Here is an 18149-nt window from a genome sequence, read left to right on the forward strand (position 1 = left end):
CGAACAACAATCCTGCCCCATAAAAAACCCGTAAGCGGCGCTGTGCAGCGCAGCATAAAGGTTTCGATAAGGTCACACCGTCATGTGGCCCACATTTCATGCAGGAGACGATCATGCTCGGTATTGGCGATAAGCTTCCAGAATTCTCTGTAACCGGTGTTAAGCCAGGCTTCAACAAGCACGAAGAAAACGGCGAGTCCGCTTTCGAAACGCTCACCGAAAAGAGCTTCGACGGTAAGTGGAAGGTTATCTTCTTCTACCCAAAGGACTTCACATTCGTTTGTCCAACTGAAATCGCTGAGTTTGCGCGTCTGGCTTCCGAGTTTGAAGACCGTGACGCAGTTGTTCTCGGCGGCTCCACCGACAACGAATTCGTGAAGCTGGCATGGCGTCGCGATCACCCAGATCTGGACAAGCTCCCAATCTGGTCTTTCGCAGACACCAATGGTTCCCTCGTAGACGGTCTTGGCGTTCGCGCTCCAGAAGGCGTTGCATACCGCTACACCTTCATCGTCGACAACGAAAACACCATCCAGCACGTTTACGCGACCAACCTCAACGTTGGCCGTAACCCGAAGGACACCCTGCGCGTTCTCGACGCTCTGCAGACCGACGAACTTTGCGCATGTAACCGTGAAGTTGGCGGCGACGTTCTCGCAGCATAAGCCGCGACACCCTGCATTGAAGAGTGAGCCGGTTCATCCGGCTCCTCTGCCCCCGCCCTATTTGTTCCCAGAACATTGCTGAGTAAAATCCATGTCCATTGATAGCCTGAAATCCGCTCTTGGTGACTTCGCCAAGGACGTTCGTCTGAATCTTGGCACGATGGCTTCTGATGAAAGCCTGACCGCACAGCAGAAGTACGGCCTGTTCGTCGCGTGTGGCATTGCCTCCCGCAACAAGACCGTCAAGGACGCCATGATCGCTGAAGCAACGCCGCATCTTTCTGCAGAAGCGCTTTCAGCCGCCAAGGCAGCGGCCAGCATCATGGGCATGAACAACGTTTACTATCGGTTTGTTCACCTGTCCTCCAACGAACAGTATGGCACCATGCCTGCAAAGCTGCGCATGAACGTGATTGGCAAGCCCGGCGTTGACAAGGCAGACTTCGAACTTTGGTCCCTCGCCGTTTCCGCCATCAACGGCTGCGGCATGTGCATCGACAGCCACGAAGCTGTTCTGCGCAAAGAAGGCATGACCTCCGAAATGATCCAGACCGCCGTGCGTTACGCGTCGATCATTCAGTCGGCCGCAATTGCGCTGGAAGCCTCTGAATAACGCGGCTCACACATTCCTCCCCTTGAAAGCCCGAGGTGCGCCCGCATCTCGGGTTTTCTTGTTCAAGCGCGTTGAAACCGAGTGTCGTGCCCTGCCGCCGCCTGCAGTTTGCGCTCATTGTCGCCGATGAAGTCGCGAAGCAGCGGCACCGCGTCACGCTCACGTGACACGATAAGCTGGAACACCATTGTGCTCCCTTCCAGAAAGCCCATCTCGCATGCGCTCAGATAGAGCTGCCACATTCGGCAGAAGCGTTCATCGTAAAGCGCTTTGGCCTTGTCCCAATTGGCCTCAAACCGAAGTCGCCACGCTCTGAGTGTATAATAGTAATGCAGGCGCAGAATTTCGGCATCGCACACCCATAAACGCTGCCGTTCCGTTGCTGCAAAAACCTCAGAGAGGGATGGCACATACCCGCCCGGGAAGATGTACTTGGTCAAGAACGGGCCTGTCGTGCCCGGTGGCGTGTAGCGTCCGATGGAATGGATGACGCCAAAGCCTTTGGGGCGCAGGCATTCCTTCACCTTGGCGAAGTAGGCATCGAAATTGCCAATGCCCACGTGCTCCATCATGCCGACCGAGATAACCCGGTCATACTCCCCGGAAAACTCATTGTAGTCCTTGCAGATGAACTCGACATTGTTCTGCAAACCAAGCGCCTCAACGCGCTTTTCGGCAATCCGGATCTGCTCAGGTGACACGTTCAGCGATGTTACGTCAGCCCCCGCCTGCGCCATGCGGATCGCCAACGAACCCCAGCCACCGCCAATTTCCAGAACGCGCATACCGGGTTTCAGGTCGAGCTTGGCGATCAGATGGTCCAACTTGGCAGCCTGCGCCTGCTCAAGTGTATCCTCCGGTGTTCTGTAATAAGCACATGAGTAATTTAGCCCGTCATCAAGAAACAGCCGGTAGAGATCCGTGTTCAGATCATAGTGGTGGCGCACCTGCGCCTTGTTTCGCGAAAGATCAAGGCGCTGCTTTCTACGCGCATGACCATCCTTGAAGGACCAAACAACTTTCTGCAGGGCGGTCGCGTTAAACGGGCCGCGATTGACCGTGAACACGCTGATCAGATCGTTGACGTGAGTGCCTTTCTCCAAAGTCAAACGCCCATCCATATAGGCTTCTGCACCCACAAGCTCCGGATCCCACAACATCTTTAGGGGTAGCCACCTATCATGAAAGCGTATCACTGCCTTTGGGCCGGGCGCGCGCCCGCCAAGCTCATGGCGTACATTTTCTGCGTCAATGATGATAAGCTGGCCCTTCTCAAGGAAGGGCTCCAGCATTCTGGCAAGAGCTCGCATTTCTTCCTTCCAAAGCAATCCACACTTAAGAGTATTGTAACGGAGAAATTTCGCAACTCTCCTAACGGAAGCCCTCGCATTTTTCGTAGCTGCTGCTTCTATCACCCTCAAAAATTGGAGCCCCTCCCGCGCCATGGGCTTGACGCGGCTTGGCATTCAGGCGACAGCAGTGCAACCAATCAGGCACACTACCTTTTCCGGGAGAGACTTCGTGAGCGACGCGGCCCGCACCTTACTCGCCAGTTCTGCAGCGCGTGTGGAACAAACCTTGACCAACGCCCTCGCCCTGCAGCCAGAGCCGCAGGAAGTCGCCCGCCCAAGTCGTCTCGTTGAAGCCATGAAGTATGCCGCCCTTGCAGGAGGCAAGCGCTTGCGCCCCGCCTTGATTGTGGAAGCGGCCAAGATGCTGGGCCGCGAGGATGACGGCGTCCTCACAGCTGCGGCGGCGCTGGAGTGCATTCATTGCTACTCCCTGGCGCACGATGACCTTCCCGCCATGGATGATGATGATCTGCGCCGCGGCCAGCCCACCACGCACATCGCCTTTGATGAGGCCACCGCTATCTTGGCCGGTGATGGGTTGCTGACCCTCGCATTCGATTTGATTGCCCGCCGGGAAGTCTCCGAAAGCGCCGAAGTGCGCCTGGTCCTGTCTCAGGAGCTTGCCCGCGCTTCCGGTGTCGGTGGCATGGCTGGCGGCCAGATGCTGGATCTGGAGTCCGAACACCGCGATCGCACCGAGGCCGAAATCCGGCTCCTCCAGTCCATGAAGACCGGCGCGCTGATCCGCTATGCCTGCCGCGCTGGCGCTTTGTTGACCGATGCACCGCAAGAAACCGTCGACACTCTGACCCGTTTCGGGGAAGTGATCGGCTTTGCCTTCCAGCTGGCTGATGACATTCTCGATGTTGTTGGCGACGCTGAGGTCGTCGGCAAGGCAACCGGCAAAGACGCGGAAATGGGGAAGGCCACGCTTGTCGGCCTGTTGGGAGAAGACGCTGCGCGCGCCAAGCTTGCAGACTTGATCGCAGAGGCCGATGCGCTGCTCGCTCCGTTCGGCGAACGCGGCAAGCCTCTGTCAGAGCTGGCGCACTTCGTCGCAAGCCGTACCAATTAGGACAGCGCCTGTCAGCTTTCGTGGAACACTTCCATCAAGAACGTGCGCGCGAGCTCAATCCCGTGCACGTTGATGCCATGGCCAAGTCCCGGCAGGCCCTGTGCAGTCACCGGCACCTCCGCGTTTTCCATGGCTGTCTGAGCCACAGACAAGTTCCAGAACGGCACCACGTCGTCTTCCTCGCCATGCACCAGCAGAACCGGCGGCTTGCTGGCCACCTCCCGGCACAGCGTATCCGGTGCAGGCAGCGCACCAGAATATGCAAGAATGCCGGAAAATGTCTTGGGGTAATGAAGCCCCACATGAAGGGCCATCATCGCGCCCTGTGAGAAACCGAAGAGCGCGACTGAGCTCGGCTCCACGCCAACGCGTGCCATTTCCTTTTCCACTGCAGAAACCAGATAAGGCGCTGCGGCCTCAGCACCAAGGCGGTACTCCTTTGGCGTCCGCTCCGTGAGCGGAAACCACTGCCGTCCTGCGGCCCAAACGTCGCAGACCTGCGGCGCTTCAATGGCCACAAACTCGCAACGCGGCAACGCTTCTGTCAGATCGTCTGCAAGCGTGATCAGATCGGATGCGTCCGCTCCATATCCATGAAGCAACACCACCAGACTTTCAGCGGGTGTCTCCTTGGCACCGTGGCGAAGGACACCATGGCTTTCCATATGCCTCTCCCAAACTAGATGGGCAGCGTTTCGCGACCTTCGCGGCGGGCCTTGTAATAAGACCACCAAAGCCGCGCTGCAGTGCCGCGATGCGGGGCCCACGCTTCTGCAATCAGATCCAGCTCTTTGCCCTTCGGTCGTTCATCCAACCCGAAGGCATCCTTCACTGCGTTTTGCAAAGCCACATCCCCTGATGGGAACACATCTGGGTGCCCAGCGCAAAACAAAAGAAAAATGTCAGAGGTCCAACGGCCGATGCCTTTGATTTCACACAGCCTTCTTTGGGCTACATCGGCAGGCATTTCTGCAAGATGCATAAGATCAAGCCCATCTTCCATGTGTTCGGCAATGCTGCGAATGGTGTTGACCTTGGAACCGGACAAGCCAACCCTCTTCAGCTCCTCATGGGACTTCGACAGCAAGACCTCCGGTGTAAACGGATCCACAAGCGCTTCCAAACGCCCGAAAATGGCAGCGCCAGCGGCAACAGAAATCAGCTGTGAGACGATGATGTTGGAAAGCGCCTTGAAATCCGCCGCGCGCCGACGCAAGGGCACCACCCCGGCAATCTCGAAAACGCCGCGCAGCCGTTCATCCAGCAGCAACAGGCTCTGCAGTTCCCGTGCAATATCTTCTTCTGTTTCAATGGGTTTCACACTACTTCCCCTTGCCAGCTGCGTGCGGCAAACTAAACTTCAACAAGCCTGAGCAGCCTTCCAACAGAAAGACCATAACCTGAATGTCTGCGCCCGTCCTTCGTTTTGCCCCCTCTCCCAATGGCCACCTGCACCTTGGCCATGCCTATTCAGCATTGCTCAATCAGCACATTGCCCGAGAACTGGGAGGACGGTTCCTTGTGAGAATAGAAGACATAGACACCGTGCGCTGCACAGACAAGCTTTGCGCGGATGCCCTTGAGGATCTGGAGTGGCTCGGTCTTGAGTGGCATGGACCCGTTCGCCGGCAATCCGAACACCTGAGCGCATACACTGCAGCCCTCAAGAAGCTTGAGCAGAAGGGCCTCCTTTACCGAGGCTACCTTACGCGCTCTGAGATCAAGCAGGCCATTGCCGAGAAGGAACTTGCAACCGGGACACCTTGGCCTCGCGATCCGGATGGCGCCCCTCTTTATCCCGGTGGCTCGCTAGAGCCCGCGGTGACGGGCCGCCCCTTTGCCCTGCGCCTCAACATGCAAAAAGCGCTGGCGCAGCTTGCTGATTTAGTGTTCTGGCCAGAAACGGGCGTCGGCCCGCAAGGCGAGACCGGCGATGTCCCGGCCGTGCCGAGCGAATGGGGAGATGTCATTCTGGCCCGCAAGGACACGCCCACCAGCTACCATCTTTCTGTGGTGGTGGATGATGCCCTTCAGGGCATCACTCATGTAGTGCGCGGTCAGGATCTCTTTTATGCCACGGCAGTTCACCGGGTGCTTCAGCAATTGCTTGGCCTCCCATGCCCGACCTATCAACATCACGGACTCATCCTGGATGATGACGGGCGCAAGCTGTCAAAATCAGCCCGAGACACATCCTTGCGCGAACTCCGCGCTGATGGCATGACGGCTCGGCAAATCCGCACCCGCCTTGGCTTCAGCTAGTAGCCGAACGCCTGAAGGAACGCCAGCCACCCACTCACTGTAAAGATTGCGGTGAAGGTGGTGATTGTGATCGCGTTTGAAGACATAGCGTGCCCAGTGCCGAACTGCACAGCCAGAAGATACGCATTCAAGCCCGTTGGGCAGGCAGCGCCCATTGTTGCCACAGCCACCCAAAGGGGCGGCAGATCCGTGAACTGGCTCATGAAGATGAAAACGGTCAGCGGCAAAAGGCCAATCTTGAGCACACTAAGCACCGTTGCAATCTTCAGCGTGCCGCGAATGCCGTAGTCCACCAGTCCCATGCCTACCGCAAACAGCGCAACGGGCGTTGCCGCCGTCGCCATGGAGGTCAACACGGTTTCGGCGATAGACGGAACGGGGAGACCAACGAGGTTCACCGCAACGCCGCTCAAGATACCAATGATAATGGGATTGCTGATCAGGCTCTTTATGACCGACTGGAGCACCTCTTTGATCGGACGCGCTTCCTCATAGCCATCAATCACCACAGCGCGGGACATCAAAGAGACGGAGAGGATTGTCACAAACGGGATATGCAGCGCAATGATCAGGGAAAGCGGCACCAGACCTTCGGGCCCGAAAAGAGACGATATCAATGGAATGCCGATAAGGCCTGTATTGCTGAACCCGGCGGTAAGGCCAGCCACAACGGCCGCACGGGCCTCGCGCTTGAAGCCCCAACGCACGATGGCGGCCGCAACAAAGTAAACCAGCGTCAAAGCCGAGTAGTAGGCCAGCCAAAACGGAAAAGGCGACACGTCACCCAACTCAGCACCGGTCAACGTCCTGAAGATCAGCACAGGAACCAGAATTGTCACGCAGAAGGAGCCAAGCGCCTGCCCCACGCCCTCCTTGAGGAGCTTTAGGGAGGCGCACGCATAGCCCAACCCGATCAAGATGAATATGGGCAACACAAGCTGGATGGTCTGCTGAAACATGAGGCTCTCTTGTACCGGGCACCAGTCGAAGACCATGCCACGGATACTCGTTTAGGAAGAGAAGACCTTATAAGCCCTCCAAACCCCGCCCACCAGAGGCAATCTCTTGAGAAAATGTCCCCTGATCACACAGGCTAGGAAAGAACACCCCTGAAAACAGCGCGCTTAAAAGGAAGGCGTAGGCGTCAAACCCGTTAGAGCAAGCCAGTTTGCAGCTCGCCTTTGCCTCTACACCACTGCGGATTTCTAGCCAAATCTCATGAACGCCGCATCCAGCGCATCATCCAGGCGGTCATTGCCCCAAAACAGCTCTCCATGTTCTGTCACGAAACTGGGCGCGCCAAAGATACCAAGTGACTCTGCGGTTGCGACTTCCGCCCGCAGGCCGATTTTCACCTCCGCCGTCTCAATCTCATTCATCACCCGTTTTGCCGGTGCTCCCAACTCCACCAGAAGCGCGGCAAGAAGCTCAGGGTTTGAGATGTCTTCGCCCAGCGCAAATTCCATGTGATAGACCGCACGGGTAAATGCGCCGATCCAGTCTTCATTGCGCCCGCAATAGGCGATCCGCGCCGCTAAAAGACTGTTCTGCGGGAACGGGTTGGGGCGTACCAACGGCAGGCCGAGAACAGAACATTGACGCTCCATGTCCCGCCACATGTAATTTCCTTTAGAACGCTGAAGATTAAATGGCGAGGTCTCCCACCCTTGCTTTTTAAAGATTGGCCCGAGCAAGAATGGACGCCATTCTACGGAGATGCCACGGTCAACTGCGAGGGTCTCAATGCGCATGGCGCTGAGATAGCTATAGGTGGAAGCAAAATCATACCAGAAAGCGATCCGGGGCATCAGCGCAACTCCATCAAACATTCATCGTTCATTTAATTTATCGTCACGTATCGATTATATACCCTTGCGCATTGCGTCAGAATTTTATTATACAAAAATAACATTAGACGCTCGCAATGGGGGCATTGGGGTGAAGCGTACATATGTAAACCTTCCTAGTATTTCCGCTAGGTGTCCGTTTGTCTTGACAACGGCATACATTATTTCTGTATCACTTTTCTTTTTGGCGTTTCCTGCAGTAGATATCTGGGCCAGCCAGATGTTTTACAGCTCAGATGGTTATTTCCCAGCGGCAAAAAGCCCACTCTTGCAAGATATTCGCTACATGAAACACTACCTGGTGTCGTGGGTTGTGGGCCTTTCTCTTGCCGTTCTGCTCATTAAACTGCTTTTGCCGAAGCTAAGGGCTCTGGTTGATCTGCGCGCCCCCTTGTTTCTTATAAGCACTCTGATCATTGGTCCCGGGCTCGTCGTCAACGCCCTGCTCAAAAATAATATTGGCCGCCCCCGCCCTCGTCACGTGGAGTCTTTCGGCGGCTCCAATCCCTTCGTCGGCGTGTGGCAAAGCTCCGATTATTGCCAGACCAACTGCTCCTTTGTGTCAGGCGAGGCATCCTCTTCCATCTGGCTGGTCGCTCTGGTCTTCATCGTCCCCAAAAAATGGAAGCTCCCAGTCGCCATCGGCACGATTGGCCCGGCTTTGGTGTTCTCGATAAATCGCGTTGCCTTCGGCGGGCACTTCCTGTCCGACACGATGATATCCTGGGGCGTGACGTTTTTCGTGATCTGGGCCGTCTACTGGCTGCTCTACCGAAAGACCCCAAGTTGGGCACAACCAGAAACCCTGGAAAACGCCTTCACCCATGCCGGGATCTGGCTGCATGCCAAGCTTAACAAACTGTTCGGCATCGGCAGCACACAGGTTCAACAATTCGCCAGCATGTTTCGCTAGGCGCGCCAGTCACAGGCGCCGTGCTTCCAGCTGCTTAAACAGGGCCAGCGTTCCTTCGTTCACCATGCGATAGACAAGCGCAAATCCCTCAGGCCCCTCATAGTAAGGGTCCGGCACATCCTTGCGCTGCTCATCCAACAGCATGCGGATCTGCGCCAGCGCGCCAGCGGGCGCTAGATGATGCAAACGCTCAACGTTGCTGGCGTCCATACCAATCAGATAGTTATAGTTCGTGAAGTGCTTGGGGTGAACTTGCTGCGCCCGCTGCATGCCAATATCGACGCCGTGCTGCGCTGCGATGGCGATACTGCGTGGATCTGGCGGGTTGCCAACATGCCAGCCTCCCGTGCCAGCGGACCCAATTTCATAGTGGTCCTGCACACCGTGGGTTGTGACATGATGGGTAAACAGGCCCTCCGCCAAGGGAGAGCGACAGATATTGCCAAGGCAGACAAAAAGAACGCGGGTCTTTGACATGGATGGGTTCTCGCTCGCCAAATCAGGGATCAGACGACGAGATGATACACACAATCGCAAGCGCTGCGCATATCCAGAGCATACCCATCCACGTCAAACAAAAGGAGGTCGTTACGCGACGGCCATGCTCAAACCAACAGTCACGACAAAAAGACTGATGGCTGGGAGGAGAGCAAACGCAAACCACGTGTTGGACATTGGGAAATCCTTTCTTGTTATTATTGGCTTGAATATAAGCGCCTTTTCTCAGAATTCTTGTTGGCGCGGTAATATATCGAACACGAGGCTGTGAGGAGTTTTGGATGACCGACGTGCTTAGCCAGCAAGAGATTGACGCAGCGCTGGAGAGCCTTCCAGGCTGGAAAATTTCAATAGACGGCAAATCAATTCAAAAAGCGTTTAGATTCAAAAACTTCGTTCGGGCGTTTGGTTTCATGTCACAAGTCGCCCTGCTTTGCGAAAAGCAGAACCATCACCCGGACTGGTCCAACAACTATAGAGATGTGCAGATATCGCTTAGCAGCCATGACGTGAATGCATTGACGAAACGCGATATTCGCCTCGCCACATCCATTGAAAAGCTGCTGACCTAGGCGCCCTCAACCGCGCCGCGGGTAATTCGGAACACGAGAATGTCCTGCTGTGTTTCCACGCCATGCAGCGTGTGCCCGTCCTGATTGCACATGTGCGGTATGTCGATCTGCGCCATCGGATCTGTCGCATGCACCTCAAGGCCCTCACCCGCCCGCATGCGCGCCAGCGCCCGGCGCGCTTTCATGACCGGCAGCGGACAGTTAAGTCCTTTTAGATCAAGCTGTTTAAAATCCATCACGACATTCCCATTTGGAACGGTATCAGGTGATGCTGATGCTGCCAACAGGCTGTAACATGCGCACCAGTCCAATAGTCCCGCTGTGCTCTGGCGGGTTCTGTAATCTGTCGGGGGGCCCATGACAACAACAGAGTCTAACAAAATCTACGAGATCCTCGAGTTCTGGTGGGAAGCTGGCCGAGAAAAATGGTTTCAAAGCACGCCGGAATTCGACGAGGAAATCAGAAGCCGGTTTGAAGGTGATCTGCGCAAAGCCGCTAAGGGCGACTACGATAGCTGGCAAGAAACGCCCCATGGCGCGTTGGCATTGCTCCTGCTTCTGGACCAGTTTCCGCGAAACCTCTTCCGAGGCTCCGCCGAGAGCTTCGCTTATGATGCCAAGGCCCTCGCCATCGCCAGACAAGCCATGGAAAAGAACTACCACCTGGCCTACCCACGGGAGGTTCGCCTTTTCTTCTTCTTGCCGTTTGAGCACTCCGAAAACATTGAGGACCAAACCACTGCAGTGGATGCTTTCCGCCGCTGGGGTGATCAGAACGGCTACCTCTATGCCCTGATCCACATGGACGTGATCCGCCGCTTTGGTCACTTCCCGCATCGCAATGCCCTTGTCGGCCGGGAAACGACACCGGAAGAACAGCGCTTTTTAGAGGAAGGCGGCTTTAGAGCCTGACCCCTCCCTCTACAGTTTGACTATTTTTTAGGCAGAGCAAATTTTGTGCTCTGCCTATTTTTTTATCACCATACCTGCCGCGGCGTCGCCCTGCCCAAAACCTAGTCTCTCGACCTAGATGCCCCGGATAGAACGCTGTTTTTAATAGGTTTTTAAGAAGTACCAACATCCCAAAAACAGCAGAATTCCGCCGAAAAATCGAGTTGGCACACTCCTTGTATGTAATAGGCCGAACGCGGACCTGCTGGTCCTGAACTGAGCGCAGTCAGTTTTGGACCGGGAGAGCGCGGGGGAACACAGGGAACGAATTTCCCGATTGGTCAACAGTAGAGCGGGAGCTGACTATGAAAATTGTAATGGCGATCATCAAGCCATTTAAGCTCGACGAGGTGCGCGACGCCCTCACGAGCGTTGGCGTTCAAGGCCTCACCGTCACCGAGGTGAAGGGCTACGGCCGTCAGAAGGGACACACCGAGATTTACCGCGGCACGGAATACGCGGTCAGCTTCCTGCCAAAGCTGAAGATCGAGGTCGCCGTGGATGCAGATCTGGCGGACAAGGTTGTCGAAATCATCGCTGGCGCGGCCAAGACCGGCCAGATCGGCGACGGCAAGATCTTCGTTTACGGCATCGACCAGGTCGTTCGCATCCGTACCGGCGAAGCAGACGCCGACGCACTCTAATTAGAAAAATCGAGGGGAAACTGAAAAAATGAAGCGCATCTATACCCTTTCAAGCCTGTCAGTCGCGGCCCTTGCCGCCATGGCTGCACCGGCTTTGGCTCAGGAAACACCGCCGGTCTCACCTGAAACTCAGTACATCTTCAACACCCTGTTGTTCCTCATTGGCGGCTTCCTCGTCATGTGGATGGCAGCAGGCTTTGCGATGCTCGAAGCAGGCCTCGTTCGCTCCAAGAACGTATCCATGCAGTGCTTGAAGAACATCAGCCTCTACTCCATCGCGGGCCTCATGTTCTGGGTCACCGGCTACAACCTCATGTACACCGGCGTTGATGGCGGCTTCATGGGTTCCTTTGGTCCTTACTCCTTCGACCCGGTCGGCGGCGATGCTCTCGACACCGGTTACTCCACTGCATCTGACTGGTTCTTCCAGATGGTGTTTGTGGCAACAGCAGCGTCGATCGTGTCCGGCACATTGGCCGAGCGCATCAAGCTGTGGCCGTTCCTTGCTTTCGTTGTCGTACTGACCGGTTTCATCTACCCGATCGCAGGCTCCTGGCAGTGGGGCGGCGGCTGGTTGTCAGAAGCAGGCTTCTCTGACTTTGCCGGTTCCACACTCGTTCACTCCGTAGGCGGCTGGGCCGCGCTTGCTGGCGCGCTGATCCTTGGTGCCCGTAAAGGCAAATACGGCGCAGACGGTCAGGTTCACGTCATGCCGGGCTCCTCCATGCCTCTGGCAACTCTGGGCACGTTCATCCTGTGGCTCGGTTGGTTCGGCTTTAACGGCGCATCCCAGCTCGCAATGGGCACCATCAGCGACGTGACCGACATCTCTCGCATCTTCGCGAACACCAACATGGCAGCAGCAGGTGGTGTGATCGTTGCAGTGGTTCTGACCCAGATCCTCTACAAGAAGGTCGATGTGACCATGGCCCTGAACGGCGCCCTGGCTGGCCTCGTGTCCATCACCGCTGAGCCACTGGCACCATCCGTTCTGCAGTCCATCATCATCGGTGGTGTTGGCGGCGCGCTCGTTGTCTTCACTGTGCCGCTGCTGGACAAGCTGAAGATCGACGACGTTGTAGGCGCAATCCCGGTTCACCTGATCGCAGGCATCTGGGGCACGCTCATCGTGCCGCTGTCCAACACCGACGCGTCTTACGCAACTCAGGCGCTTGGTGTGGCTGCATACGGTGTCTTCACCGTGATTGCTTCTGCGGCGGTCTGGTTCGCCCTCAAGGCAACCATCGGCATCCGTGTCGGCGAAGAAGAAGAAGCAATGGGTCTGGACAAGGTCGAAATTGGCGTCGAAGCCTACCCAGAATTCGGCCAGGGCTCTCAGCGCCTCTAAACATCAAAGGGAGATAAACTCCCAGCAATCACCTTCCCAAAAAACGAAAGGCCCGGGCTCTCCCACCCGGGCCTTTTCATTTGCAGTGCGTCTCCGGAGCAGGCCTAGATCACCACGATGCCCGAATGTTTGGCGTGGTTTTCCGGCTCGATGTGAATGGTGACCCGCGCGCCGGGCAACTCCTTGGCAATACCCTCTTCGATCCGATCGCAAATCTCGTGGGCGTCCAGCACGGTCATGTCCGCCGGAACCACCAGGTGAAAGTCCACGAAAGTCACATGCCCTGAATGGCGGGTGCGCAAATCGTGGGCCTCAATTGCCCCTTCGCCATGCTTTGAGATCAAGGTGCGCAACAGCTCCTGCTCTTCTTCCGGAGCCGCTTCATCCATTAGCCCGCCAATGGACTCGCGTACAAGGTGCCAGCCGGACCAAAGAATGTTCACGGCAACCACAATGGCAAGTATGGGGTCAAGAATGGTCCAGCCCGTCGCGTAAGCAGCCCCCACGCCTACAATCACACCCACAGAGGTGTAGACATCCGTCATGATGTGCTTGCCATCGGCAACAAGTGCCGGCGAGCGGTGCTTGCGGCCCACACGCATCAGCGCGCTCGCCCAGATGAAATTCAGTACAGACGCCGCCCCGTTCAGCACGAAGCCAAACAGGGAGTACTCCAGCTGCGGCCCTTCCATGATGCTGATATAGGCCTGCCGCAAGATGGTCACCGCCGCCAGAACGATTAGCACCCCTTCCAACACAGCAGCAAAGTACTCAACCTTGGTGTGCCCATAAGGGTGGTTGTGGTCCGCTGGTTTTTGGGCAAGATGCAGCGCGCCTGCTGCAGCCAGCGCCGAGGCCACGTTGATGATGGACTCAAGCGCATCGGAGTAAAAAGCAATAGAGCCGGTGTAGAGGTAAGCCGCGTACTTTGTCGCCAGTACAATCAAACCGACAACAATGCTGCCGAGCGCAAAGCGCATGCTCTCGTTCATAACTTCTGGCCCATCTGATAGTTTGGTGAGTGCGCCACCGTTCGCAATCACGCGCATGCCTAACAGGTTTGGCAGGTATATCAAACCTAACCAAACATCCATAGGAACTTAGCCATAGGTTATCAGCGGGAAATCCTCAGAAGCTGACCTGCGCAGTCGTCGCCACTCCAAGGATGTCAGAGGGGTTACCGTTCACCATCTTCTGGACCAGCACCACGATACGCTCAACACCGTTGCCGCCCACTTCAGATAGCGGCAACTTGTAGGTCTCCGGCCCCCCATCCCAAACGCCGATCGGCATGATCCCCCGAACGACATTGCGATATTCGCGCTTGGACCCGGCATTCTCACCGCGCCGGATACTTACCGTGGCGCGGTCGCTTACCTTGACCAGATAAACGCTCGCCATCAGTTTGGGGCCGGGCACAGCGCCATCGACGCTGACCTCAAACATGTTGTCATGAACAGAGGTCTCCACAGACAGCGGCAAACTCACATGCCGTTCCAGCGCTTTCTTGATGCTGGCGCGATCACTGCCAACGAAAGAACGGTGCCCGTTCACGACCATTTGCGGCGTGTAGATGCTCCGCTCACCATTGGCTTCCGCATACATCTTCTGACGCTTGGTGTTGTCAGCAGAGCCAAATGTATCCGCCCACCCAAGGTAGTCCCAGTAGTCCACATGAAACGCCAGTGCCAGAATGCCGTCTTTATCGGCAAGCTCCGACAAAATGTCATCTGCTGGCGGGCAGGAGGAACAACCCTGGCTGGTGAACAGCTCCACAATGGCTTTTGGCTTCTGCGCTTCAGCAGCATGCACTGCAGGTGCGATGGAAATCCCTGCGAAAACCGCGCCTAAAACCAGTATGCGTTTCACCATCAACATCATGTCAGTGCCAGAATCCTTGCCATTGCGTCGGATTAGCAACCTATAGGCATCCCACTTAAAGTGACAGTCACAAGACGGTGAGACCGCACACGCGCCCGATGTTCACGCTACAGACTGCCTTTAACCGGCGTTTTCTGAGAGGATTTTTTCAAGTTCTGGCAAGAAGACTTCTTTGAAACTGCGCGCGTCCAGCGGACCCACAAACTTGTAGCGGATCTGCCCTTCCCGATCGACAATGAAGGTTTCCGGCACGCCATACACCCCCCAGTCGATACCGACACGGCCACTGTCTACGCCCACCCGGTCATAAGGATTTCCCAGGTCGGTCAGGAAGCGCACGGCCTTCGGGTCTGTGTCCTTGTAGTTCAAACCCGCAATCTGGAAGCGATCATCCTTGGAAAGCTCCATCAGGTATGGGTGTTCAGCTCGGCACGGCGCACACCAGGAAGCAAACACGTTCACCACAGAAACCTGACCAAGAAGGTCTTCATGGGCAAAGCCCGGCATGGGTTTGCCGTCCTTCATCAGTCCCTCAACCGGGCCTAACACAAACTCGGGTGCTGGTTTGTCGATCAGAGCCGAAGGCAGCTTTTGCGGATCATTGCCGGATACCAGTTGATAGAAAAACAGCAGAGCCAGCGCTCCGAACACCACAATTGGCAACAGCACAAACGGCGACAAACGCCGGGGTTCTGGCTTTTCGATCTCCGAGTTATCGCTCACAGCCTCACCCCTTCTTCTGTGATCTGCGGCGCAGGCCCATGGCCTCCAGCTCTTGCAGATCTTTTTCCTGCTTCTTCTGATCAGCGCGAACGAACAGAACAATGCCGCCGATCACCAGTGTTGCCACCACATAGGCTGCAATCACAAAACCAGCGTGTCGACCAAGGTCCGGAAGGAAGCTTTCCATGATCACCTCTCCTCACGCGTTCTTGGCGGACGCGACAGTGGCGCGCGCACTTGGAGCAGCTGCAGCACGCATGCGCATGGCACGAATACGGCGACGGTATATTTCATTTCGCATGGACATCAGGTGCATCATGATGAAGAAGAACGTAAACGCCAGCGCCATGACCATGAGCGGCGTCAACAAGGACGGGTGGATGGTCGGACCGTCCATGCGGAACACGCTCGCTGGCTGGTGCAGGGTGTTCCACCAGTCCACGGAGAACTTGATGATGGGCAGGTTCAAAGCGCCCACCAAGGTCAGGATCGCGATTGGACGTGCCGCCTTGTTGGGGTCGTCCATGGTCTTCCAGAGCGCAATGATGCCCAGATACATGATGAAAAGCACAAGGAAAGAGGTCAGGCGCGCGTCCCAAACCCACCATGTGCCCCACATGGGCTGACCCCACACAGCACCGGTGAACAACGCCAGAAAGGTGAAGCAGGCCCCAAGGGGCGCCGCGGCCTTGGCAGAAACATCCGCCAGCGGATGACGCCAAACCAGCGAGCCAATGGAAGACATGGCCATCATCGCATAGCAAAACATGCCCAGCCACGCGGACGGCACATGGATGAACATGATCCGAACCGTGTTGCCCTGCTGGTAATCCTGCGGCGCGGCAAAGGACAGATACAGCCCCACCGCAAACAAGATCAAAGTAATCCCCACGAGCCACGGCAGCACACGCCGCACGAGGTTCAAAAAGAAAGTTGGGTTTGCCAGATCGTAGAAATTCATGAAACTCTTCTAAACTGGGACGCCGCGACCATCAATAAGATAGATCGATCGCCGTTCCCACCAAGATGCGATTGCGCGAAATTGTCGCATTATGGCGGGGCGTGCCCAGCCTTCCCCCTCTAATCACTCGCATAGCGCAGCGCTGCTGCGGCAGAGACCGGACCAACCACCAGCGCTACAAGGCTGATGGCACTTAAATACAAGAACGGCGTCAGAAATGGGGCCGTTGCGGACAACACCGCAGTGGCTGCGCTCACCCCAAAGATAAGCACGGGAATGGACAACGGCACCACCAGAATGGCAAGCAGCACCCCGCCCCGGCGCAGCGACACCGTCACCCCGGCTCCCACCGCCCCGATCAGCGTCAACGCCGGCGTACCGATGACCAGCGTCAAGGTGACGGCGGCGATGGCCATTGGCTCTAGATTGAGAAACAGCGCGAACAGCGGCGTTGCAATGACCAACGGCAAGCCGGTTGCCGCCCAGTGAGCCGCACACTTCACCAGCACCACCAGCTCCATGGGGCGACCGGCCAGCAAATAAAGGTCCAGCGTGCCGTCTTCGCGGTCCGCCTGGAACAACCGGTCAAGGCCGAGCAGCGTCGAAAGCAACGCGCCGATCCACAGCACCGCCGAGCCAATGCGCGCCAACAGCGTGAGATCCGGCCCAACGCCAAACGGAAACACGGTGACAACGGCAAGAAAGAACAGAACACCAATCAGCGCGCCCCCGCCCACACGCACGGCCAGTTTGAAGTCCCGCAGGAAGAGTGCAGCCATCCAGCTCATCAGCCCCATCCCTCTTCGTCGCCGAACACTGCGCCTCCTGCATAAGCTTCGGTTTGAGCCGCGTCGGCGGTGACGGGTTCCATCAGCAACTCCTGCACCCGCTTCAGCTTCAACGGCAGGTGCGTTGCCGCAATCACAATGCCGCCAGCTTCCAGATGCGCTTCAATCAGGTCATGGAGCGTTTGTTCCGATGCCTTGTCCAGCGCGGAGCTGGGTTCATCAAGCAGCCAGATCGGACGCCACACCACCAAAAGCCGCGCCAAAGCCAGACGGCGCTTTTGGCCCGCGCTCAAGAAACCGGCAGGCAGCGACGCCGTATGCTCTATGCCAAGCACACCCAGCGCCTCGAGCGGATCAATACCGCGACGCCCTTGAACCGGGTCGCAAAACGTCTTCCAGAAAGAGAGATTGTCGAGGGTTGTCAGGGCAGGCTTCAGCCCGTCCAGATGGCCGAAGTAATGCAAGTGTTCTGCAAATGGCCGTTCGGCTTCCCCGCCCTCCAGCGAAATTTCACCGCCGGATTTCACCACCAAACCGGCCAGCACCCGCAGCAGAGTGGACTTGCCAACCCCGTTTGGCCCCTTCACCAACAGCGCTTCCCCTGCGCCAACCGCAAAGGACAGGCCGTGGAACACCTCACGTCCGCCGCGATCGCACGAAAGCGCCCGGCACTCGATCCGCAAGCCCGGTTGCGTCGAAGTGGTGTTGGTTTCAGCTGCCACGTTTGGTCTGTCCTAAATGCCTTGCGGGCGGGCACGGTGGGTTGGCCCGTGCTCAGTGGAATACCACTCCACACCGGCAAATTTCCAGAGGCTTCTCCGCAAAACACGCGTCTTTCCGGCGGTTTCCAGACTTATTGCTTAGCCACACCCTCAAGGGCTAGCGCACGCGGTTGATCCTGTTACGTGATACCCCGGAGATGAACGCGCCCATCTCATCGCTTTTCTCAGGATGCCCCCGCTTACAAAAAATATCGCCAATCCACTCTTGGAAATTATTGTATACATATGTATATAATATAGTGAAGGCGGTGACCCTCTGTTTTTATTGGCAAAA

General features: G+C 56.7%; 23 protein-coding genes. 9 read left to right on the top strand and 14 right to left on the bottom strand.

What is annotated here, in order from left to right; all coding sequences use genetic code 11:
- The first annotated feature begins 113 nt into the window (after window positions 1-113).
- Window positions 114-665, top strand: coding sequence for a peroxiredoxin (locus PUV47_RS05830; RefSeq protein ID WP_274217569.1), 552 nt, complete (start codon window positions 114-116; stop codon window positions 663-665).
- A 91-nt stretch (window positions 666-756) separates the two neighbouring features.
- Entirely contained in the window at window positions 757-1278 is a 522-nt protein-coding gene (locus tag PUV47_RS05835; RefSeq protein ID WP_274217570.1) for a carboxymuconolactone decarboxylase family protein, read from the top strand.
- Window positions 1279-1340: 62 nt separating this feature from the next.
- Here PUV47_RS05835 and PUV47_RS05840 read toward each other — a convergent pair whose 3' ends face one another.
- Window positions 1341-2588 (bottom strand): SAM-dependent methyltransferase, encoded by a 1248-nt coding sequence (locus tag PUV47_RS05840; protein WP_274217571.1) that lies wholly within the window; start codon window positions 2586-2588, stop codon window positions 1341-1343.
- 211 nt (window positions 2589-2799) lie between these two features.
- Between PUV47_RS05840 and PUV47_RS05845 the strand changes: the two genes are divergently transcribed.
- Window positions 2800-3705: a polyprenyl synthetase family protein gene (locus tag PUV47_RS05845; RefSeq protein WP_425313739.1), complete on the top strand. Its 906-nt coding sequence runs from the start codon at window positions 2800-2802 to the stop codon at window positions 3703-3705.
- Between the two features lie 11 nt (window positions 3706-3716).
- Here PUV47_RS05845 and PUV47_RS05850 read toward each other — a convergent pair whose 3' ends face one another.
- Together PUV47_RS05850 and PUV47_RS05855 are read right to left on the bottom strand one after the other, a co-directional pair.
- Window positions 3717-4370 (bottom strand): alpha/beta hydrolase, encoded by a 654-nt coding sequence (locus tag PUV47_RS05850; RefSeq protein WP_274217572.1) that lies wholly within the window; start codon window positions 4368-4370, stop codon window positions 3717-3719.
- A gap of 14 nt (window positions 4371-4384) precedes the next feature.
- Window positions 4385-5026 carry a DNA-3-methyladenine glycosylase family protein gene (locus PUV47_RS05855; RefSeq protein ID WP_274217573.1) on the bottom strand — a complete coding sequence of 214 codons (642 nt, stop codon included), beginning with the start codon at window positions 5024-5026 and terminating at the stop codon, window positions 4385-4387.
- Between the two features lie 83 nt (window positions 5027-5109).
- Between PUV47_RS05855 and gluQRS the strand changes: the two genes are divergently transcribed.
- Window positions 5110-5967: a tRNA glutamyl-Q(34) synthetase GluQRS gene (gene gluQRS / locus PUV47_RS05860; RefSeq protein WP_274217574.1), complete on the top strand. Its 858-nt coding sequence runs from the start codon at window positions 5110-5112 to the stop codon at window positions 5965-5967.
- On the opposite strand, the gene PUV47_RS05865 is transcribed toward gluQRS, so the two are convergent.
- Window positions 5964-6926, bottom strand: a complete 963-nt coding sequence (locus PUV47_RS05865; RefSeq protein WP_274217575.1) for an AEC family transporter — start codon at window positions 6924-6926, stop codon at window positions 5964-5966. The two genes, gluQRS and PUV47_RS05865, sit on opposite strands and share 4 nt — an antisense overlap.
- Before the next feature lie 246 nt (window positions 6927-7172).
- The gene (locus PUV47_RS05870; RefSeq protein ID WP_274217576.1) at window positions 7173-7796 is read right to left on the bottom strand and encodes a 2-hydroxychromene-2-carboxylate isomerase; all 624 of its coding nucleotides are present in this window, start codon (window positions 7794-7796) and stop codon (window positions 7173-7175) included.
- A 163-nt stretch (window positions 7797-7959) separates the two neighbouring features.
- Here PUV47_RS05870 and PUV47_RS05875 point away from each other — a divergent pair, with 163 nt between their 5' ends.
- On the top strand, window positions 7960-8727 hold the full coding sequence (locus PUV47_RS05875; RefSeq protein WP_274217577.1) for a phosphatase PAP2 family protein: 768 nt from the start codon (window positions 7960-7962) through the stop codon (window positions 8725-8727).
- A 9-nt stretch (window positions 8728-8736) separates the two neighbouring features.
- Here PUV47_RS05875 and PUV47_RS05880 read toward each other — a convergent pair whose 3' ends face one another.
- Complete coding sequence (locus PUV47_RS05880; RefSeq protein ID WP_274217578.1) at window positions 8737-9204, bottom strand: low molecular weight protein-tyrosine-phosphatase; 468 nt, start codon at window positions 9202-9204, stop codon at window positions 8737-8739.
- Between the two features lie 302 nt (window positions 9205-9506).
- Between PUV47_RS05880 and PUV47_RS05885 the strand changes: the two genes are divergently transcribed.
- Complete coding sequence (locus PUV47_RS05885) at window positions 9507-9797, top strand: 4a-hydroxytetrahydrobiopterin dehydratase (RefSeq protein WP_274217579.1); 291 nt, start codon at window positions 9507-9509, stop codon at window positions 9795-9797.
- On the opposite strand, the gene PUV47_RS05890 is transcribed toward PUV47_RS05885, so the two are convergent.
- Window positions 9794-10033 carry a sulfurtransferase TusA family protein gene (locus tag PUV47_RS05890; RefSeq protein ID WP_274217580.1) on the bottom strand — a complete coding sequence of 80 codons (240 nt, stop codon included), beginning with the start codon at window positions 10031-10033 and terminating at the stop codon, window positions 9794-9796. The genes PUV47_RS05885 and PUV47_RS05890 overlap by 4 nt on opposite strands.
- 121 nt (window positions 10034-10154) lie before the next feature.
- On the opposite strand from PUV47_RS05890, the gene PUV47_RS05895 reads away from it, so the two are divergent.
- The 3 genes from PUV47_RS05895 (at window position 10155) to PUV47_RS05905 (ending at window position 12740) form a co-directional block, all read left to right on the top strand.
- On the top strand, window positions 10155-10709 hold the full coding sequence (locus PUV47_RS05895) for a DUF924 family protein (RefSeq protein WP_274217581.1): 555 nt from the start codon (window positions 10155-10157) through the stop codon (window positions 10707-10709).
- A gap of 344 nt (window positions 10710-11053) precedes the next feature.
- Window positions 11054-11392 carry a P-II family nitrogen regulator gene (locus PUV47_RS05900; RefSeq protein WP_274217582.1) on the top strand — a complete coding sequence of 113 codons (339 nt, stop codon included), beginning with the start codon at window positions 11054-11056 and terminating at the stop codon, window positions 11390-11392.
- A 28-nt stretch (window positions 11393-11420) separates the two neighbouring features.
- Window positions 11421-12740, top strand: a complete 1320-nt coding sequence (locus PUV47_RS05905; RefSeq protein ID WP_274217584.1) for an ammonium transporter — start codon at window positions 11421-11423, stop codon at window positions 12738-12740.
- 104 nt (window positions 12741-12844) lie between these two features.
- On the opposite strand, the gene PUV47_RS05910 is transcribed toward PUV47_RS05905, so the two are convergent.
- The 7 genes from PUV47_RS05910 to ccmA form a co-directional block, all read right to left on the bottom strand.
- A complete protein-coding gene (locus PUV47_RS05910) occupies window positions 12845-13732 on the bottom strand; it encodes a cation diffusion facilitator family transporter (RefSeq protein ID WP_274218289.1) in 888 nt (295 codons plus the stop codon).
- Window positions 13733-13868: 136 nt separating this feature from the next.
- Window positions 13869-14612 carry a DUF1223 domain-containing protein gene (locus PUV47_RS05915; RefSeq protein WP_274217585.1) on the bottom strand — a complete coding sequence of 248 codons (744 nt, stop codon included), beginning with the start codon at window positions 14610-14612 and terminating at the stop codon, window positions 13869-13871.
- Between the two features lie 129 nt (window positions 14613-14741).
- Window positions 14742-15344: a DsbE family thiol:disulfide interchange protein gene (locus PUV47_RS05920; RefSeq protein WP_274217586.1), complete on the bottom strand. Its 603-nt coding sequence runs from the start codon at window positions 15342-15344 to the stop codon at window positions 14742-14744.
- 4 nt (window positions 15345-15348) lie between these two features.
- On the bottom strand, window positions 15349-15531 hold the full coding sequence (gene ccmD, locus PUV47_RS05925) for a heme exporter protein CcmD (protein WP_274217587.1): 183 nt from the start codon (window positions 15529-15531) through the stop codon (window positions 15349-15351).
- Window positions 15532-15543: 12 nt separating this feature from the next.
- Window positions 15544-16305: a heme ABC transporter permease gene (locus tag PUV47_RS05930; RefSeq protein WP_274217588.1), complete on the bottom strand. Its 762-nt coding sequence runs from the start codon at window positions 16303-16305 to the stop codon at window positions 15544-15546.
- A gap of 119 nt (window positions 16306-16424) precedes the next feature.
- Complete coding sequence (gene ccmB, locus PUV47_RS05935; RefSeq protein WP_274218290.1) at window positions 16425-17084, bottom strand: heme exporter protein CcmB; 660 nt, start codon at window positions 17082-17084, stop codon at window positions 16425-16427.
- 8 nt (window positions 17085-17092) lie between these two features.
- The gene (ccmA, locus tag PUV47_RS05940; protein WP_274218291.1) at window positions 17093-17776 is read right to left on the bottom strand and encodes a heme ABC exporter ATP-binding protein CcmA; all 684 of its coding nucleotides are present in this window, start codon (window positions 17774-17776) and stop codon (window positions 17093-17095) included.
- Window positions 17777-18149 lie beyond the last annotated feature (373 nt).

This window comes from Pseudovibrio exalbescens, assembly GCF_028737195.1.
Taxonomy (GTDB): Bacteria; Pseudomonadota; Alphaproteobacteria; order Rhizobiales; family Stappiaceae; genus Pseudovibrio; species Pseudovibrio zosterae.